The sequence below is a fragment of the Pirellulaceae bacterium genome (assembly GCA_029243025.1).
Lineage (GTDB): Bacteria > Planctomycetota > Planctomycetia > Pirellulales > Pirellulaceae.
Genome location: JAQWSU010000018.1, coordinates 1 through 20,081 on the forward strand (window position 1 = coordinate 1; position 20,081 = coordinate 20,081).

11 protein-coding genes are annotated in these 20,081 nt (G+C 52.6%); 5 read left to right on the forward strand and 6 right to left on the reverse strand.

Annotated features, from left to right (window positions below; genetic code table 11):
- Window positions 1-2 precede the first annotated feature (2 nt).
- Window positions 3-752: a hypothetical protein gene (locus tag P8N76_07670; protein ID MDG2381536.1), complete on the reverse strand. Its 750-nt coding sequence runs from the start codon at window positions 750-752 to the stop codon at window positions 3-5.
- A 198-nt stretch (window positions 753-950) separates the two neighbouring features.
- Here P8N76_07670 and P8N76_07675 point away from each other — a divergent pair, with 198 nt between their 5' ends.
- Entirely contained in the window at window positions 951-1,457 is a 507-nt protein-coding gene (locus P8N76_07675) for a DinB family protein (protein ID MDG2381537.1), read from the forward strand.
- A 67-nt stretch (window positions 1,458-1,524) separates the two neighbouring features.
- Here the strand turns inward: P8N76_07675 and P8N76_07680 are convergent, their stop codons facing one another.
- From P8N76_07680 to P8N76_07695, 4 genes are all read right to left on the reverse strand, one after another.
- On the reverse strand, window positions 1,525-2,868 hold the full coding sequence (locus tag P8N76_07680) for a formylmethanofuran dehydrogenase subunit B (GenBank protein ID MDG2381538.1): 1,344 nt from the start codon (window positions 2,866-2,868) through the stop codon (window positions 1,525-1,527).
- A 275-nt stretch (window positions 2,869-3,143) separates the two neighbouring features.
- Entirely contained in the window at window positions 3,144-6,965 is a 3,822-nt protein-coding gene (locus P8N76_07685; protein MDG2381539.1) for a family 10 glycosylhydrolase, read from the reverse strand.
- Between the two features lie 413 nt (window positions 6,966-7,378).
- Entirely contained in the window at window positions 7,379-8,599 is a 1,221-nt protein-coding gene (locus P8N76_07690; protein ID MDG2381540.1) for a sulfatase-like hydrolase/transferase, read from the reverse strand.
- Window positions 8,600-8,611: 12 nt separating this feature from the next.
- The gene (locus P8N76_07695) at window positions 8,612-9,673 is read right to left on the reverse strand and encodes a hypothetical protein (protein ID MDG2381541.1); all 1,062 of its coding nucleotides are present in this window, start codon (window positions 9,671-9,673) and stop codon (window positions 8,612-8,614) included.
- A 261-nt stretch (window positions 9,674-9,934) separates the two neighbouring features.
- On the opposite strand from P8N76_07695, the gene P8N76_07700 reads away from it, so the two are divergent.
- On the forward strand, window positions 9,935-11,188 hold the full coding sequence (locus tag P8N76_07700; protein MDG2381542.1) for a Gfo/Idh/MocA family oxidoreductase: 1,254 nt from the start codon (window positions 9,935-9,937) through the stop codon (window positions 11,186-11,188).
- Between the two features lie 210 nt (window positions 11,189-11,398).
- Here P8N76_07700 and P8N76_07705 read toward each other — a convergent pair whose 3' ends face one another.
- Window positions 11,399-11,911 carry a peptidylprolyl isomerase gene (locus P8N76_07705; GenBank protein MDG2381543.1) on the reverse strand — a complete coding sequence of 171 codons (513 nt, stop codon included), beginning with the start codon at window positions 11,909-11,911 and terminating at the stop codon, window positions 11,399-11,401.
- A gap of 127 nt (window positions 11,912-12,038) precedes the next feature.
- On the opposite strand from P8N76_07705, the gene P8N76_07710 reads away from it, so the two are divergent.
- From P8N76_07710 to P8N76_07720, 3 genes are all read left to right on the forward strand, one after another.
- A complete protein-coding gene (locus tag P8N76_07710; GenBank protein MDG2381544.1) occupies window positions 12,039-12,662 on the forward strand; it encodes an alpha/beta fold hydrolase in 624 nt (207 codons plus the stop codon).
- A 137-nt stretch (window positions 12,663-12,799) separates the two neighbouring features.
- On the forward strand, window positions 12,800-13,633 hold the full coding sequence (locus P8N76_07715) for a purine-nucleoside phosphorylase (protein MDG2381545.1): 834 nt from the start codon (window positions 12,800-12,802) through the stop codon (window positions 13,631-13,633).
- Window positions 13,634-14,047: 414 nt separating this feature from the next.
- Window positions 14,048-19,852 carry a lamin tail domain-containing protein gene (locus tag P8N76_07720; GenBank protein MDG2381546.1) on the forward strand — a complete coding sequence of 1,935 codons (5,805 nt, stop codon included), beginning with the start codon at window positions 14,048-14,050 and terminating at the stop codon, window positions 19,850-19,852.
- The last annotated feature ends 229 nt before the right edge of the window (window positions 19,853-20,081 follow it).

Genomic DNA, 20,081 nt, shown 5'->3' on the forward strand with positions numbered 1-20,081 from the left:
TCCTAACGAGAATCTTCATCTTCATCTTCATCTTCATCTTCATCTTCATCTTCATCTTCATCTTCATCTTCATCTTCGTCTTCGTCTTCATCTTCGTCTTCGTCTTCGTCTTCGTCTTCGTCTTCGGCCTTTACCGAAAGCGAAATTTCGGCAATCCGCAAATCAGAACTTCCGCCGGCCCGATTATGGACAGAAATAGCGAGAACATGCTCGCCCGCCGGAACCACGTCTGGAACAGAAAACCTGTTTACTTTCGTTTCTGCTTCGCTATGAATCGTCTCTGAAGCAAATAGATCATAGGCTTCCTCGCCTTGGGGCAGATTGTGCCGAATAATTTCCTTCCCATCCAAATAGACGATCATCCCATCATCGACCTGACATTTCAGCACCAGATCATCGTGGGCTGTATCGGTTTTGAAATCGAGCCGAAGATAGGCCGTTTTACGGTTTTTGGCGTCCTTAGGTCGGCCAATATCGACCCCTTCGAAATTTTCATTTCCGTAGCCAAAACCTCCGTCCGGTCCGGTCTGATCCTTGCCTTTCTGCCATTTGCTGTCATCAAAATCTGGCCGATGAAAAATCTTGTGGAAATCGTCCACTTGTTCCGCCGGATCAACACCATCGATCGAGTGCCACCAGTTCCAGATGGAATCGTTCGGTATCAAGATTTGAGCCTGACTGGAATTCACCAGAAAGATGACCAGCAAGACTCCTAACGTGAAACACGAGATTCGTTCAAAACGCTTTCTCATTTCCTAGTTCCCTTTTCTCGTTCTCTGCAATTCGGGGCTGCTGAACCAAAGTCCCGTTCTCCTGTCCCCTGCGATGACGAATGGATGGGCCCCTTGTGACTCGTCGGCGCAGGGGTTGTAATGAGTGGTAAGGCGATTATACCACGTTCGACGATTGGATCGTTGATCATTCATAGGTCTTCACATTCGGAATTGTAAATGGCTCGACCCAAGCTTGAGATCGCAATCAAGAATCTTGAATTCGCACGCGAATATACACACAGCCTGCTGGAAGATATCGGACCGGACGACTGGTTTCGGCAGCCAACCGAAGGCGTCACCCATCTTGCTTGGCAAGTCGGTCACCTCGCGATGGCTGAATATGCATTGACAATGATTCGAATTCGCGGCAAAGAACCGGAAGACGCAGAATTCATTTCGAGCGACTTCTTCAAGCAATTCAAAAAGGGTCGCATCCCAGCTCCGGATCCAGCTCAATACCCTGCCCCGGTTGAAATCCGCTTGGTATTTGACCGCGTTCATGAGCGCGCTTTGGAAGAACTGAGAGGCTACAGCGACAAGGATCTCGAGGAAAGCCTGCCAGCGCCAACATCGGTCTTCGACACGAAACTGGGTTCTGTCTTTTTTTGCTCGAACCATGAGATGATGCATGCGGGACAAATTGGCTTGCTACGGCGACTGCTGGGCAAAGCCCCCGTGCGATAATTACCGTGCGATAATTACCGGCTCGCACTGTGTCTACTTCCACAAGCGGCCGTCACCCTGTCGAACTTCATGAATTCCCCACGTCGTGTCCCTTCAATTGCCGGACACGTTTCTCGATGCGGGTCAAGACCTCGAAATCGCTCGGAAAAGGGGATTCAAAGGCTGGCCGCAGTGGAATTGGGATGTCATCCATCCGATAGACCGTTCCCGGCACGTTAATTCCGTATGTGGCCACAGAGAAAGCGACGGTGGCGTGTCGTGTGGTCGGAGTTTCCTTCGGATCAAACGCGACATAAGGAATCGACTTAAGGTGATCTCGCGCCGGTTGGCTGAAGTTCGCCATCGGATCACTGGCAATGATCATGGCAGCGTCGGCCTCGCCACGCGCCAAGACATCCGAAGCGGTGTATTCCCCTGGGTTGAACCGCGGAAAACCTCTCGTCAAATTCACACCGAATGGAAAACCTGTGCGCCAAGCGACGACATTGTCCGCGCCTGTCACATTGCCATGACCTCGATTTGGCTTACAGACAAATCGAGTATACTGATTCATATCGCGAGTCAAAGCCAACAAAGCTTCACTATTTGCGTGTTTACCGCGCGTCATCGTCAGGCCCATCCCGAAGAAAATCACGCCGAATTTGGCCGCCTTCATACGGTCCATCAGGTCCTGCCAAACAGCCAACTCCAAACCGGTATCTTTCAACACCTGGTCGGCATCCAGTTCGATATCGCTTGCCAAAGCCCGCAAGATCCACAGAGCTTCAAAATCACAGCGAGGCTTAATTTGCAGAAAAATATCTGCGGCCTTGGCAGATTTGGTTTTTCTAACATCAACGATCACACAGGTGCGATCTTTTCGACCATTGGGCACGAACATGCCTTTGGGCATCAAACTGTATTTTGTGAAGTGTCGTGGATGACTCTCAGCCGGATTCGATCCCCAAAAGATAATCAGATCTCCACGATTCCGAACCTCGCCCAATGACGCAGTCACTTCTCCCACACCTTGGAAGGCCATGCCGGAGGGGCCGTGACAGACGCTGGTCGTCGTATCGACTAAACCGCCAATCCAATCACTAATACTCACCGCCACGCGTTGCGATTCGGAAGTAGTATCGCTCAGGCCGTAGGTCAGCGGATATCGGGCGGATGAAAGAATCTGAGCCGCACGTTCAATCCCATCGGCAACCGACGCTGGTTTACCTTCGATTAAACAGGCAGGCCGATCTTCGATTTCGTGATTGAGAAACCATGCCTTTCCCAGCACGCACGCACGGCGAGCCTTCACGATTTGATGTCCTTTGACATGCAAATCAATATCATCACAAACACAGCCACAGAACGTGCAAGTGGCATCTTCTACAATCCGCAATTCGTCAGAATCACGCGGCGTTTCGGCTATCGACATAGCAGGTCGACCATTAGAGAGTACGATCCATTTCTTCGCTCGGGTGAAGCGGCCGCAGCCACTTCGTACGTTCACCTGAGACGACGGGAGGACAACACAAGAAGAGCCTCCATCCCATTCAATTTCATTCTAATTCAAAGTCGCTCAAAACGATAGTCGGAAGAGCGTGACCGCCGCTCCGTAGCGAAAGCACATGACAGGCCGTTCCAGTGAGGGAATCGTGGTCACAGGAATTATTGCAGTAACAGATTTCGAAAAAACTCGTATCCCAGACCTTAGAAACGATTCCACCTCGGTACAAATCGTTTGACACGATCCCAGGTTTTCGGCGATTCTGAGCCGGTTTCTGCCGGGATTTCCTGGGGCAATTCACGAACAGGACGTTCTGCTAGTTCTTGCACGTCAAGAGGCACGTTGTTCAATAAATATTGCGGCCAGTATCCACCGAGTCGACGCAAGCAATCACTGACCATGCCATTTTCGCGCAGATAATCCATAAAGGTCACAAGATTCGCCAACACCTTCACCTCTCGGTCGTCTAACGCCAAGATATCGAAGAGCTGTACATCATCGATCATCACCACGCCCTTACCGCTAACTTCGATACCGATTTTGAGCTGTTCTCCAATCCGCGGCAGGTGACTGACACGAAAGACGAACTGCTTCCATTCCCCGTTGAGACTCCGATTGGGATGATTGGCACCGATCGGCGCCCAGGGGTAGTAAGTTTGTTCGTTGGCGCGTAGCACCAAACGAATCTGGGGCTGTTGCTTCAAGTCTGCGACCTTGGCACGTATGGCGACAGAAAGACGTCCGGACTCAGGAGGGTCGATTGGATCGCTCAAGATCATGCGTGTTTTTCGGGCTGTCGCAACGGACAACAACTGCTGCCCATCAAACGCATTCGACGCATCGACTTTAACATGAAAAGCGGCCGACGCAGTTGACCAACCGGTGATATCGCCCGTCGTCGTGATGGCCGATTCGAAACTCGGATTTTTCAACAATCGCAAAGAAGGTGGGTCCCGCAAATGAGCCGCACGCGACACCAAATCTTCAACGCGGTTTTTCAGGCCGGGCATCACGTCGGGGGGCAAGGTGACGGCGGCATCTTCAACGGTCAAAACGGCGTCCGCCTTCACTGCAACGATATCGAACGGGGAAAGCATCAGATTCCAATTAATTTGATCACCTTCCTGCTTGATCGCCTCAACACGTGCGCGACCCAACGCTTCGAACTGCACCGTCCTGCGAGAACGAAAACTTAAGGTAGCTCCAATTTGCCAAGGTGACTCATTGATCACGTAAAAATAGGTTTCACTATTCTTCACAAGTCGCCTCACACGTAACGGCTGAATTTGTTGCGACTCTAAAACCACGTCCTCAAACGGCTCGTCAGGTAGATGCTGAAACACCGAAAGGAATCGATTTACCGACTCCTCCTGACCGAGTGGAAGCATCCAACCACCTTCAAAAATAACTCGCGTATCCCGAGTCGCGAGTGAACGAATGAAACGCTGACGATTTGCATCTCCTACGGGCGAGATTTGCGCGACGAGGGAAACCAGGGTGTTTCGCTTCCCAAACGGACTCACCTCGTCAAAGGAAGGAAGCCTTGCGCGGTACGGATCATGCAAAAAATGCGTCCCCGGCACCGAAGTCTTGAAGTACTCGTCGACCTCTTCGGATTGATTGAACTCGATATCGGCGCCAACCTGGGATTCGGGCGAATTCCAGGCGAACAATTCAGGCCGGAGCAAAACGATCGATGGAGACGCCGTCAAGGCACGAGCATCCAGGCCCAATTCCGTCATGGCACGCTCAACGCTCGCCTGACGAGGCAACGCGGGTCGAAAAGCACGTTGCACGGGCTTGGATTCCACCAGTCGGCCAGCGGCCAAATAGAGTCGTGCTCGTGGCCGATAGCGTTGCAATTCCGTCGACATTTGCTGGTAAAATTTCGTGAGTCGACCCGCCCGATACGCCAACCATTTTTCACGAATCCCGGCGTCGTCGACGATCTTCCGAATTGACGAATTGCCGAGGCTTTCTCCAAGCGTCTGGCTTTGAAAATCCCCCAAGGTGTTGGAATCCAATCCCCAGTTGGCGTCGGGAAACTGTGTGTAACCATCAGGCGTCATCGTAATACTGACTCCACCAAATGAAGGGTGATTGCTGTAACGTGCGGCAATCTCTTTGATCACAGCAAGCATCGCTTGCTGCACTTCTTCATCCAACGGATTGTAGTACGGCGCCTTTCCACGTTTACTGCCATGCGTTTCAATCCACGACATCCCGTTTTCATCGACTAAATCGAGACCCAGCTTTTCATCCTGTGCATGCCAACGCAATTCTTCGAGCTCGGGTAAAGGTGTCGCAAATTCGACCGCAGGCACCAACTGAATGCCTTCGCGATCGCAGATTCGGAACAACATCTCCAAGACATCTTTGCGGACCGCATCCTGTCCACTGGCAAAAAACGCACCCCGATCATGCTTCGGCGTCGGCTGAAGCAAACGACTGGGATAAAGCGCACTGCCTTCACTCACACAGGTCATCACCAAACCGTTGTAACCTGATCGCTTGACGTGGCGCACCATCCGTTGGCCACCATCAAAAAACGTTTTCCAGTCCTCCAAACTGCGACCGGTCTCCGGATCAAGCCCCTCGGTCGCCCCAAAACACTCCGGGAAGAGTGGACGCTCGAAATAAGCAAATGCGTAACGTCCATCCTGAACAGGTCGTTGATCGACCGCGGCGCTCGCGCGGCGATGCACTCGCAAATGACCGAAAATCGCCGAACGATCATCTCGAAGATTCGTGACTAAGACCATGGGCGACTTGGTCTTCGGCCAGAATGTCAAGCGATGCTGATTGACTAACTTGGGTTTGACGGCAACGCCGGATACGTCCTCTTGGGATATGTGTACGCCAGAATCAAGTCCGACAGGAATCACCTTCCCCGCCGGATTAGGCTCGATGATACTCACCACAAAACTCTGCGAGTGATTGCCGGGAAAATCAATTTCAAGCTCGTGCTCAGCACCCACCTCATCAATGGGTAGTGGATAGGCCTGCCAACTCGATTCCGGCAGGGAAGTCCAGGTCCGACCGTCTCGGGTGATACGGCTGGCCTTCACATTCCCCAAGGGCCCTTCCGATCGCAGGCCGGGCAGCAGCGTCCATTGGGGAAGCCGTGTCAATCGCTCCCACCAATTCTTTTGTGTCGGGTCCAGATCCAAGATTAAGCGGCGCGGCTCTTCTTCGGTCCTCGCTGGTGTGCCACTCGCAACCACAACAAGTTGAAGCTGCCTCTTTGCAATTGGTTTGTCGCCCGACAAGGGGGAACTTAGCCGACGATTGGACAAGGCAATCCTTAGATCATAAACACCTTCAACCTCTGGAATCTTAGCCAAACAACGCTCCCAAGCAGCCAATCTACCAAGGGCATCTGACCGAAGAGTCTGAACTTGTTCCCATATCATCTCGCGACTGCGAGCCGAATAAAGTCGCATAACACAGCGGACGTTCGATCCCGGAGAAACTCGCAATTCATGCGGTACAACGTCTAACATAAAGGCTTCATTCGGTCTAAAAACCAAATGATCCCTCTGAAAACGAAGCCGTATGAAGTCACCCGGCGAACGTCGAATCACGAGGCGATTCTTGTCGGAATCCAATGACTCACTGCGGTAACCCGAGACCAATTCCTCCAACGGAATCTCGACGACGCGAGCCGTCCGCTCGCCCGCCGCCAACAATTCCACTCGCAACTTGGAGGTGAGTGGAGCAGTGACCGTGATTTCAAGCCCGTCATAATTACGGTTTCGACGTTGTGAAATGAGAAGCTGTTGCCCACGCTGCGTTATCGTTCCTGGCTCATCCGCATCCATTCCTAACAGACTCAGATCACGCATTGTGCCGCCATCCACCAACATCACACGCCCGCCCCACTGTCGCTCGACTCCACCTCCCCAAGCAATGTGAAGTCTCAAATCAGTGTCCGCTAAGACACCATGGGCGCAGCAGCCTACGATCACTATCGGTAGCAACAGCTTTTGCCAGATCCTGGCACAGCTTAGCGCAAACACCGCCATCGGACCTCCATGTCCGGGAGCCTTCTGGACTCAATCATCGATTGAGCACGCGTAGCAGAAAAATGTCGTTCTCGAGAAATTGGCGACGGATTATAAACAGCACAGCCGTCTGAGTGCCAGCCCGATGTGCACGCCAACCGATCGACGATCCCTTGTTGACAGATAGCGGTGCTATGACAGCAACCGGCGAACGTCACTTGACGCAAGGAACGCAGAGATTTAGCAAGTAATGGCCTTCAGCAACGATCGCTAGAAAGATAACAAAAGTCCCTTGACTGATGTTTCTAGCAACCGACAAACAGCGCCTCGCATCAAGAGAAATTCGCATTGATACGCAATCCTGCCACACCGCTTCCAGCTCAGAAGCTTGATTGATGCGGACGAGTCGCCGAACGGACGGGTCAAACGGCCGCTCAGTTCAGAGCGGTTAACAGCAGCTCGTGCAACGGCTCAAGCCGTTGCCAATTCGCGTCGTTCGAGACGGCTCTGACTTTCCGTAAAAGCTCTTTAAATTCTGCCACGACATCGGGACATCGATCCGACACATCGTTGAAATCCCAATAATCATCGGGTTTGAGATACAACTGGCAGTTCGTTTCCGAGCCAGTCTCATCGAGTCTAGCGAGCCAAGTGGGCGTATGAAGCATCCATTGCTGATTCGCCTGAGCAATCGCCTGTTGAGGCCAGGGTAAGCTAGGCGATTCGAGCAAACGCAAGAGACTGTGCGACCAGTTGCCATCCACTCGAAACCATTCATTCAACGTTTCATTTAACATGTCGGGTTGAACGAATTGTTGACAGCGAACCGAATGGGTGGCTTGGCCTGGCACTCGCATTAAAAGAGGTACATGCAGGAGTTCGGAGTGCAAGCTGAGATCTGCCTCACCGATAATACCGTGTTCTCCCAGCGGATAGCCGCGAGCGCCCATTAGCACGAACAAAGTCGGAGAATTCGCGCGGTCGAGTGTCTCTAGCAACATCGACAAGCAGGCGTCGATCATTGCGACCTGCCCCGCATAAGCCCAAATCCAAGCCTGTAATTCATCACGATCGAAATCGACAGGAAGTTGCTGATTGGGACGAGCATCACCACGAGGCGGCTCGGGATCGTCTTCCTCAACGTAGTAATCGCGAAGCTCAAGCGGTGCGTCCCAACAACCCTGCATTCCCTGACTGTGAATCCAAATCAGATCATGTTCTTGACTCTCAATCGCTTGCTCCGCAAAGGAAAACAAACGGGCCACGTTGGTGTCTTCGATTTCGGTTTTCACCCCATCAGCGGTGACCACAACTTCGACCTGGTCGAACCCCGAGTGCAAAGGATGTGCAGCCACCTCGGGTTCGTCGCTAATCAGGCATGACGGATGGCCCGCTGCTCGAATTATTTCCGCGAGACAACGGTCACCTTGAGACGGCTCAAGAGCCGCATGCCCACCTTGCCAGAGAGTGCGATAGAGCGAATTCAACTGCGGCGAATCGACCCAAGCTTGGTCGACCAGGAGCGACTGGGATGCCAGTTGATTGAAGCCAGGCGTGTCGATCCAGGTGTTGCCGAAAGGGCCCAAATATCCCGCCCCGAGCCGATCGATCACCAGGACGACTGCACGGCGTTTTTCCTGACTTGCTTCAACCATCGACGTTACGTCTCATTCCGTCGCTGCAGGAGATTGAACGGCGTCGTGAATGACTTCCTCAACCGGAACAAGACCAGCAGCCGGACTGAGGAAGTAAAGTGCAACAATCGCAGATACCGCCAGCAGTATGACCAACCTGGCATCTGGCTCAATAAACCAGTACCGCGGTTTGGAACGACAGAAAAAGCTCAAACAGAGAACGCCGGTAATAACAATAACCGCACCGCCGGTAATGGCATGTGTATTGGCGACATCTTCGAGGAGGGAGCCGCGGTAGACAAGATCCACCGGAAAGAGAATGGCCATATTAAATGCATTGCTACCCAGGACGTTACCCACCGCCAAGTTAAAGGCGCCCATGCGGACCGCCATCGCCGTTGTCACAACTTCGGGCAGCGAGGTAGTGAGTGCGACAAAGGTGCTTCCTACAAAAGTCCCACCCAAACCTGTGTCGGTCGCAATTTGATCGGCCGTCGGTGCCAGATATCCGGCCGCCACGAAAATCACCGCGGTCGAGATCAAATATCCCGTCACCGCCTGCGTGGTCCCGTAGGACGACGCTCCATTTTCCTCGGGCGTCTCGCCGGGGGCCAGCTTTTGATCCATATAGATCAAACGAAGGCAAAAAATGTAGGCCAGAAAAATCAGGCTTGGGCCCAGGCTAAGCCCCATCCAAGCAAGTGGAAATCCTTTCAGCACCGTGAAGACAACCACGATCGCAGTTAAGATGATGGTCGTGATCGCAGACAGCGCGTGCTCAGCGGATGCAGGTGAAAGAATTGGCTCTTTCCGCCGATGACAGAGATCCATAATCGCCAAAATGAGTAGATTAAAAAGTGAACTTCCCACCAAAGCTCCCACGGCAAGATCTGGGGCGGGAGGAGTCTTAATCACCGCGGCACAATCCACGGCCAATTCGGGCAAGCTGGTTGCAGCAGCCAGCAGAATCAATCCAGCCAGCGTGCGACCGAGTCCAGTCACCTCCGCAATCGCATCGGCGTATTTGGTCAGAAAAAGACCGGCCACCACGATAACTGCGGCCAAGAAAATGAATTTAACAACAAGAAATGCCATGAGGACCTACACAAAGGTTGGGAAAAGTGGCGGAAGCTGAGAAGAGCAAAATCCCATCAGAATGTCAACGAGGTTAGACAGCCAAAACGCCAACCGGCAACAACTGTCGACGACCGTTTACCCGACCCCCTATCTCCTCCATCACCGCGGAAAGTTAGGCGTCTTTCGGGCAAGAACGACCGCTCGCTTGAAGTTTACGGGCTTAGTTGCGTAACATAAGGCATAGACAAATCACCAACCGACTCCAACAGGAGCTTCAAGATGAGCGAAAAGTCAGGTTTTTCTCGCCGAACATTCATGGCAGCGGCCAGTGCCACCGGAGCAGCCGCGGCGGCCACAAAGTGGACCGCTAAGAGCTACGGCAACATCCTTGGAGCCAACGATCGAATACGAATTGGCTTTATTGGTGCCGGCGGCATGGGATCAAATCACCTGAATGCAATCGCCAAACTGAAGGATCAAAACAATCTGGAACCCATCGCCGTCGCCGATTGCTGGAAGACTCGAGCCGAAAAAGGGGCCAAAACGGTGGGGGCCACTCAGTCCTCACAAGACTATCGCAAGGTACTGGACATCAAAGACATCGACTACGTCACGATCGCGACTCCTGAACATTGGCATAGCGACATGACCATTGCGGCGATGGATGCGGGCAAAGCGGTCTATTGTGAAAAACCGATGACGCACACGATCCCAGAGGCTCAACAGGTCATCAAGAAACAGGAAGAAACAAAAATGCCCCTGCAGGTCGGGGTGCAAGCAATGTCGGACGACAGTTATGAATCGGCCGGAGAGGCAATTCGTGATGGGGTGCTTGGCCAAGTCGTGCAGGCTCAGATCGAATACGTGCGACGTTACGGCGAACAAGGGCCATGGCGACAGCCGGGACTCAAAGACGATAGCCCGAAACCAGGCGACCTCGATTGGAAATCATGGCTTGGCCATGCTCCGCAAACTGACTGGAATCCGCACCACTATTTCGAATGGCGCAACTATTCGCAGTATTCGGGTGGAATTGCCACTGACCTATTCATTCATCGTATCACTCGCATCATGAAGGCCTGTGATCTGATTTACCCTCGCCGAGTTGTCGGCATGGGGGGAATCTGGCAATGGTCAGATGGACGCGACTTGCCAGACAACTTCGAAATGATTTGCGAGTATCCTCGCGGCATGACGGTCTATGTGCTTGGCACGATGAGCAACCGAGTCGGAATTGACCATGTGATTCGTGGGTATCGCGGCACCATGTATTTCACACCGAATGGCTGGGTTGCCAAAGACAAAGACGATAAAGTGTTGGCCGAACACAAAAAGACGGGTGGCGAAGATATTCACCTTCATCACACCAATCTGCACAACCATTTGCGTAATGGAGAAGCATTGAACTGTCCCGCACCGCTGGGGTTGGCGGGCGTCGCTGCCGTTTGCATGGCCAATGACTCTTGGCGAACCGGTCAGATGATGGGCTGGGACGAAAAGCGAGGCCAAGTCGTGCCGGCAAACCAGCTCTAGAAAATAAAATCGCGTCCGCCAAGAGCTCGTTGCAACCATTGGGCAACGACAGGGCGAACCGAACTCGACAACGAAAGGACGGCCAACACGAGCCGTCCTTTTTCACCTTGGTTGTTGATCAAGTTTCCCTGCTCGACATCCATCTTTCAAGGAAACGAAAATAGGATCGAAGCTTGATCGCTGACCATTTTCCTCTCCAGCGAACGAGATTCAGGAAATCGTGATGCTGATGACTTGAATGGGAGTGGCTGGACGATCATTGGGACCACAAGGCGTGTTCTCGATTTGAGTGACAATATCCATGCCTTCCGTGATCTTTCCGAACACAGGATGTTTTGACGCACCGGCTGTGAACCAGTCCAGATAATCGTTGTGCACCGTGTTGATGAAGAACTGCGAGCCACCACTATTTGGCTGTCCTGTGTTGGCCATCGAGAGCGTCCCTGGTTCATTCGACAGCTTGGCGTCGGCCGGGTGCTCATCCTCAATGGTTCCATGGGGGGGGCCCCCCGTTCCGGCTCGGCCGCTGTTGGGATCTTTGCTGTGTGGACAACCAAACTGGATCATGAATCCATTGATTACACGGTGAAAGTGTAAGCCGTTGTAAAATCCAGATTCCGCAAGATCGATAAAATTCTGTGCCGTTTTCGGCATCTTATCCTGATAGATCTCCACTTTGAAAGATCCCAAACTGGTTTCGAAAGTTGCGACGGGATTCGCCATGGCTCAAATCGCTTTCACAAAGAGGGCTAATAGGTAACGCACTACATGACGCCTGAATGTACCAAATGTTGAATCATGTCCAAGACGGGCTAGGCCGAGAATGATCAATCCCTCCGAACACCGAGTAATGATGTCTGACACAAACCTCTTGATCGATGGCCCTCCACAAGCCGAATTGACGCTTGTCCTCGCTCACGGTGCGGGCGCGGCAATGGATAGCCCATTCATGCAGTTCTTTGCGGAGCAGCTTGCAAAGCACGGCTACCGCGTTGTCCGCTTCGAGTTTCCGTATATGGCAAGGCGTCGCACGAGCGGTAAACGCAGTCCACCCAATCGAGCTCCGATCTTGGAACAAACCTGGCAGGATATCATCCACCGATTGGAACCAAGCTCGCTCGTCATCGGTGGAAAATCACTGGGCGGTCGAATCGCCAGCATGGTCGCCGACGACAACCGCATTCAAGGCGTGATTTGTCTCGGCTATCCTTTTCATCCACCCGGCAAACCTGACCGGTTGCGAATTGATCACCTACAAGAGCAGCAAACTCCTACTCTGATCTTGCAGGGTACACGAGATCCATTTGGTCGGGAGTCGGAAGTATCTGACTATCCACTCGCGAAATCAGTGCGAGTGGAATGGCTTGAAGATGGTGACCACAGTTTCAAACCCCGCAAATCGTCCGGACGAACCGAGGAACAAAACTGGCGAATGGCCGTAGCCGCCATCGATAACTTCTGCCGCCAATTATGACTGCACGCATCAGGGGCTCCTCCAACGAGACAGACAACCGAGGGCGCACAAAGCCTGATCCAGTGGCCGCTTGTGAATGACTGACGAACAGGCTACCTTGCATGGCAGAACGTGTCCCCCGAAAGGAATTCATTGAAATGCTCGAACTCTACGGTCAAATCGAAGAAACGGTGGCCGCGATCCGCTCGAAATGGAACCAAACTCCAGAGGTCGGCATCATCCTAGGCACGGGACTGGGCAGCCTGGTTGAACAAATCGATGTTGAGGCGACATTCGACTACGAAGAGCTGCCACATTTTCCTCGCTCAACTGCGATTAGCCACGCTGGCCGCCTTGTCTGTGGCAATCTGTGTGGCCTTCCCGTGATGGCGATGGAAGGTCGGCTGCATATGTACGAAGGATATACCCTCAAACAAATCACGCTTCCTGTTCGAATCATGAAGGCGCTTGGCACCGAAATGCTAATCGTCTCGAACGCGTGCGGAGGCATGAATCCCTACTATCAATGCGGCGACCTGATGGTCATCGATGATCACATTAACCTGATGGGTGACAACCCATTGATCGGGATCAACGACGATCGACTCGGACCTCGCTTTCCTGACATGTGCGAGCCCTATGACCAGGAACTGATCGAAACGGCTCTGGGAATCGCCCGTCAACAAGACATGACATTGCATCGGGGGGTGTTCGTCGCCGTGGCCGGCCCTAACTTGGAAACCCGTGCCGAATACCGCTTCCTGCGAACTATCGGGGCTGACGTGGTGGGTATGTCGACCGTCCCCGAAGTCATTGTCGCCGCCCACTGCGGTTTGCGGGTGGTCGGCTTCTCGATCGTCACCGACCTCTGCTTTCCCGATTCCCTGAAACCGGCGGTCGTCGAAGAGATCATCGGTCACGCAAACGCGGCTGAACCAAAACTTCGCGCGTTGGTGATGGGAGTCATCGAGAGAAAAGCGGCAAAAAATTGAGCCCTTTCAACTAACCCCACACCGGCAAATCCGAGCTTCAAAGCGCGCCGCTGCGCCAAGATAAATGAGCATTTTTGCTCGACAAACTCTCGAGCTCTGCCGGTTCACCAAGAGGTAATACGGAACGTCCACTGAATTTGCTGGACTTATTTCGGAAAAACGAGAAACCTGTCAATAAGTGATGAGTTTGTGGCTCATCACAAATTGATGAATTTTTTGCGAAACAATTGGATCATGGATAGGGAAGAGGTTAGCATTGACCCCGCGTCTTCACGCTCCGCAGGCGAAATGATGATCCGAGTCTTGATCATCGCGTACGGCAATTCCATGAATCCATGGCGACATTTTTCAAATCGATGTGCCTGGTCGCAGCTCGCATTGAATCAATCTGTTAACACAAATTGGGCTCTCTAGATGATATCACGCAAACGTAAATCGCCGTCAACTCGTCGTATTCGTAAGTCGTTTAGCCAAGTGGAAAACCTCGAAGCCCGCATCGTGCTCGACAGTACCGTCGTCTTCAACGAGATCATGTTTAATCCGGTTGGCGAAAATGACGGCCAAGCCGAGTGGATCGAACTCTACAATCAGCTGTCGTTGGATATGGACATTTCGGAATGGGTTTTAACAGGGGGTGTCGATTATACATTTCCCGATGAAACGATTGTCCCCGGACGGAGTACGCTCCTGATTGCGGCAGATCCCACGGCGCTTGCAGCGAACGGTATCACGGGTGCCCATGGTCCTTGGTCGGGTCAATTGAGTAACTCAGGTGAAGAACTACGACTGTATAACAACGATGAACGCTTGATGAACGTTGTTGACTACGGTGATTCTGAGCCATGGCCTTCCGCGGCCGATGGGGCTGGAGGAAGCTTGTCAAAGGGCGATCAGTTCGGCGCCAGCGACGTAGTTGAAAATTGGACGTTCAGTTTGGAAGTCGGGGGCACGCCGGGTCTGGACAACTTTGTGAAACCGGGCACTTTTCGCTCCACAGAACTTTTGGCGGAAGGTTCGACAGCCAAAGCGTTCGTGCCAGCAAATGGAGATCTGGGTGATCGTTGGATTGCCAACGATTTTGACGACTCAGGGTGGACTAGCGGCAATCTGGGCGTTGGCTTTGACTCAGCCCGCACCCCAACTTATGACCCTCTCTTGAATCTCGACTTGGATGATCCCCCGAACGGTCAAGCCGCAATCCCGATGGAAGACATCAACCCCAGTGTTTATGTCCGAATTCCGTTTGAGGTCCAAGGCGAGGTCGCATTCGACAAATTACGTTTACGAGCTCGGTACGACGACGGCTTTGTTGCCTATCTCAATGGCGTTGAGATTGCGAGCGACCATGCTCCCGGCCGTGATGGCGATACAGACACGTTGGCTTGGAATTCGGAAGCAACCTCGTCTCACAGCGATCGACTCGCTGTTTCGTATGTTGACTTTGACATCAGCGAACACGCGAATTTACTGAAGTCAGACGGGCAGAACATCCTGGCGATCCAGGGTATGAATAGCTCGGTAAGCGGCAACGATCTTCTACTCGACTTTCTGATCACCGGCGACAACGAGATTTTCCCCAAGGCAAAACCAACCATCGCCTTCAATGAAGTTGCCGCCCATGATGCTGAAGCATTCTTTGTTGAGCTAATCAATGTAGGCTCGGCGGATGTGGATTTAGCCGGTTTATCCATCAAATCAACAGATGGTGGCGAATACGTTTTAGAAAATCAGACACTCGCACCAGGCGCCTTGTTGGCCATTAACGAAGCACAATTGAGTTTCCGTCCAGCCGACACCCAACGATTAACAATTTTTTCCGCAGACGGTGAAGCGATTTCTGACAGTCGCCGAGTGACAGGACGTCTGCGAGGGCGTTCCGTACAACACGATGGAGATTGGCTCTACCCCTCAATCGTAACGCCGGGTTCCGAAAACAGATTTGAATTCCAGGATGACATCGTCATCAACGAAATCATGTACCACCCGCATCCTGAGTTGGGAATTTCCGACATCCCCGCTCAGTACGATCGCGAAGACATCGTCAGCATGACGGATGAATGGCGTTACAACGCAACGGGAATTCGATTGAATGCAAATTGGGCTCAGCAAGAATACACGGTCGGCCCCAACGGTTGGGCTCAAGGTGCGGCTCCGTTGGGAGCAGAAACATCAAGACTGGCTTATCCGATCAACACGGAATTCCCGCGTCCCAGCGCGAACAACCCCTCCTTTGCCACCTATTACTTCCAAACCGATTTCGAGCTATCCAATGAGCAACTCAGCTCCATCGAGTTGCTCGAATTGAGCCATATGGTGGACGATGGAGCGGTCATTTACCTGAATGGCAACGAGATTCTGCGTTTTAACCTTCCCGCCGATATCGACGCCGACACGTTCGCACCTTCTTCCACCCGTAATGCCGAATTGCTCGGCCCCATAAGTGTCTCCTCGGACTTCCTCAAGGTCGGCAAAAACATCTTGTCAGCCGAGGTACACATTCGCAACACGAGCGACAGCGACATCGTCTTTGGTGCAAATTTAGTTCGCGGCACAAAGACCTCGGAAATCATTCCTGGTCGTCCATTCCGCGAAATCCCCGAAGGTGAATGGATCGAGCTATATAACAAGGGTACCGCGGCTGTCGATCTATCCGACTGGAAGATCGAGGGGGGCATCAGTTACAACTTCCCCGCGGAAACGCAAATGGCGCCAGGTGAATACTTAGTCATCGCCAAAGATGCCGAATACCTCTCCCAGCAATACCCCGACATTCGCACCATCGGAGACTTTTCAGGCTTATTGAGCGATCACGACGACCGAATCTTATTGGTAGATGGCAACAAGAATCCCGCCGACGATGTTCATTATTACGAGGGTGGTAGTCGCTGGCCGAGTCGCCCCGACGGTGGAGCCGTCAGTCTAGAATTGACTGATCCAAATGCCGATAACAGCATGGGTGAAGTTTGGGCCGAAAGTGATGATTCCGCTGAGGTGGAATGGGTGACGCACAGCTACCGTGGTATCTCGCAAAGCGACATCTATGGGCGCGCACTCTTTAATGAATTCGTCTTTGGCTTACTCAGCAAGGGTGAATTCTTAATCGATGACATCCAAGTCACCGAAGATCCAGATGGCCAGGCAATCCAGCTAATTCAAAACGGCAGTTTTGAAGGGGATTCAATCGGTGACTCACCGGAAAAATGGCGATTAATCGGTAACCATTCCGGAACCGTCGTTGATGATGAGGGCAACAAGGTACTGCATGTCGTGGCGACTGGTGCACAAGCACACGTTCACGACCATGCGGAAACCACCTTCATCGACAACACGAAAATCGATGACGGCGCCGAATACGAATTGGCATTCAGGGCCAAGTGGATTACGGGCAATAGTCAAATCAACAGCCGTTTGTGGTTCAGCCGACTCGGGAACACACTGCAACTCGACATTCCAGATCGCCCCGGAACTCCCGGCGCTGAGAACAGCACCCAAGTCGCTAACACGGGCCCCACCTACCGTGAATTCCGCCACACCCCCACCACGCCGACGGACAAAGAAGAAGTCACTGTCCGCGTCCGCGCGGCAGATCCAGACGGCGTCACAGAAATGAAACTTTGGTGGCGAGAAGACAAAAAAAGCTGGAATACAGCCAGCATGGTGCAGTCTAACTCCGGCATGTATGAGGCCGTGATTCCCCCTCACGAAAGTGGGACCGTCGTCCAATTCTACGTGGAAGGCCGAGACGGTGCGGGAGTTATTTCAACCTTCCCGGCGACGGGAGCCGACTCGCATGCACTCTACCAAGTCGAAGACAACATCACGCCTAAGTCTCCGATCGACCGATTTCGAATCGTGATGAGAGACGACCAATACGACCTGTTGTTTGACACTACCAATCGCATGAGTAATCAGGTACGCGGCATTACACTCGTGCACAATAACGATGTCTTCTACGACATTAAAACCCGACAGACAGGCAGTCGCTGGATTCGGCCGAATAGTGGTTACAAAATCGTATTCAATCCTGACAACTTGTTCTACGGCGTTCACGATTCAGTCCGCTTCGACCTGAACGGCATGGCCGAGATCGTCATGAAGCAAATGTTAAACCGTGCGGGCGACTCAAAAGCTAGTGCCTACGATGACGCTGCCTTCATCGTCAGTCCCAACCGGGCCCACAATCACGAAGTCATTCTTCAAATGGCACGTTATGAAAACGTCTATTTGAACGAACAGTTCGAAGATGGTAGTGACGGAACAAAATACGAACTTGATGACGTGACCGTTCCAACCTCCCCTCGTGGCGGAGTCGAGGGTTTAAAGACAAACACCGAAGTCAACACAGGCCGCGATATTGGTGGCAATCGCAGCATGACGCAACGTCAAGGCGGCGATCCCGAATTCTACCGGGCCCACCTCCTGATCAAAAGCAATCGTGCCAAAGATGACTTTGATTCGATTCGACGAATGGCTCAGGCGATTCATGTTGAAGACGAAATGGAACTCTTCGAAAGAACAAATGAGGTCATGGACGTTGACCTCTGGATGCGACACTATGCAAATCAAGCATACTTCGGGAACTGGGATACGTATGGCTTCCGACGCCCGAAAAATTTACGAATGTACGCCCGCCCCTCGGACGACCGCATGATCCCCCTATTCTGGGATTGCGATCTCTGCAATTTTTCAGAGCCGATTAAAACTCGCAGCGAATCCACATCTCGACTCGACGAAATCCGAGACATCCCCCACAACCTACGACTTTTCTGGGGGCACATGCACGACTTCATCACGACCTCCTTTACCGCAGATTATGTCTCTCGTTGGGCACTCCACTATGGTGCGATGTTCAACAACGCGACTCACGGAGGAGATGAAAACTTCAGTGGCATCACCTCCTCAACTCGATCGCGAAGTGAACGGGCGATGCGTGATCTGAAAAACGACATCGCGGAAGTCGATTTCTCAATCAGCACTAACAATGGTCAAGATTTCACGACGGAAGACGACATCCTGACGCTGGAAGGAAAAGGCTGGGTCAACATCCGCCAGCTACGACTTGTCGGAAGCGAGCAAAACTTGGACGCATTCTGGCCCACCGCCGACGGTTGGCGCATCCAGCTGCCACTGAGCTACGGGGAAAACAACATCCAAATCGAAGCGATCGATTTCAGTGGCAATCTAATTGGTATGCAATCCATTGCTGTCAACAGCACCGCCGGTGATCCGGTAACTCAATCGCTACGGGTCAGTGAAATCAACTACAACCCGGCTGATCCAAGTGCCCAAGAAATTGCTGCTGGACATGACAATAGCGATGATTTTGAATTCATCGAACTCACGAACATCGGAGATCAAACAATCCCACTGGCAGCCGTCAAGCTACTTCGCGTCGGAGATTCGGAAGAAGGAGTAAGCTTCGACTTCGCTAAGGGAGCGATTTCAAGCCTCGGACCAGGCCAGTCGGTTGTCGTCGCGGAAGATGCAGAAGCCTACCAGTTCCGCTATGGCGCTAACCTCGCTGGAGAGTGGTCTGGTGGCCTTAGCAACAACGCCGAAATACTCACCATCGAAGCGAACGGCGTCCATCTGCAACAGTTCAGCTACGACGATAGCTGGTATCCTTCCACCGATGGCGAAGGACGCACCCTACAAATTGTTGATGCTACCAACACCGAACTCGCTTCCTGGGGTATTGCCTCCAGCTGGCGTCCGAGCTCAACAATCAATGGAACACCCGGTAGAAGCGAAGCGGATCCCGGTGACTCAAATGGAGATGGAATCTTCGATTCGAGTGACCTGTTGCTTGTCTTCCAGGCGGGTGAATACGAAGACGCAATTCCAGGTAACTCGGACTTTCCCGAAGGCGATTGGGACGGGGATGGCGACTTCACAACCTCCGACTTGGTCTGGGTCTTCAACTATGGAAATTATTCCAACGGTGAACAGGCGATCGCCGCTGCCGCTGTTGATAAATCCCTCCAACGACTTTCCGTGACCGATGTCTTGCCGACGACGATTCGAACAATTGATTCAAAGCAAGAAAGCCCCCAACCTAGCCGACTCACAGCACAAATGGGTCATCGCACTCGTCTGGACCACCAAACTGTCGATCGACTTTTTGAAGACGAATCCAGGCCCAACAACGACATGGCCGATGAGGCGAGTAAAGTACGACTCAATTTGATTGGTGAAGTCGATGACGGAAGTTGGCTGTGATCGAATGCCCCGCGAACGGTGCACTTGAATCGGATTCCAGCGATTCGAAACAGCCTGGCGACGACACCGGCTCGCCGCCAAATCCAGCCAGATTGACCGGTCATTTGCGCAACAACCGGCTGGCAAACCAAGAGTCCGCAACCCCTCTCCCACTGAAGGAGGGAGTTCACGGTCGTCTCTCAGCCGCATCTTCAATCGATTTCAGCTCGGAATCGCCTCCGGGCCAAAT

Coding starts and splice junctions, on each gene's coding strand:
- P8N76_07670 (MDG2381536.1), bottom strand. CDS start 752: ATGAGAAAGCGTTTTGAACGAATCTCGTGTTTCACGTTAGGAGTCTTG.
- P8N76_07675 (MDG2381537.1), top strand. CDS start 951: ATGGCTCGACCCAAGCTTGAGATCGCAATCAAGAATCTTGAATTCGCA.
- P8N76_07680 (MDG2381538.1), bottom strand. CDS start 2,868: ATGTCGATAGCCGAAACGCCGCGTGATTCTGACGAATTGCGGATTGTA.
- P8N76_07685 (MDG2381539.1), bottom strand. CDS start 6,965: ATGGCGGTGTTTGCGCTAAGCTGTGCCAGGATCTGGCAAAAGCTGTTG.
- P8N76_07690 (MDG2381540.1), bottom strand. CDS start 8,599: ATGGTTGAAGCAAGTCAGGAAAAACGCCGTGCAGTCGTCCTGGTGATC.
- P8N76_07695 (MDG2381541.1), bottom strand. CDS start 9,673: ATGGCATTTCTTGTTGTTAAATTCATTTTCTTGGCCGCAGTTATCGTG.
- P8N76_07700 (MDG2381542.1), top strand. CDS start 9,935: ATGAGCGAAAAGTCAGGTTTTTCTCGCCGAACATTCATGGCAGCGGCC.
- P8N76_07705 (MDG2381543.1), bottom strand. CDS start 11,911: ATGGCGAATCCCGTCGCAACTTTCGAAACCAGTTTGGGATCTTTCAAA.
- P8N76_07710 (MDG2381544.1), top strand. CDS start 12,039: ATGATGTCTGACACAAACCTCTTGATCGATGGCCCTCCACAAGCCGAA.
- P8N76_07715 (MDG2381545.1), top strand. CDS start 12,800: ATGCTCGAACTCTACGGTCAAATCGAAGAAACGGTGGCCGCGATCCGC.
- P8N76_07720 (MDG2381546.1), top strand. CDS start 14,048: ATGATATCACGCAAACGTAAATCGCCGTCAACTCGTCGTATTCGTAAG.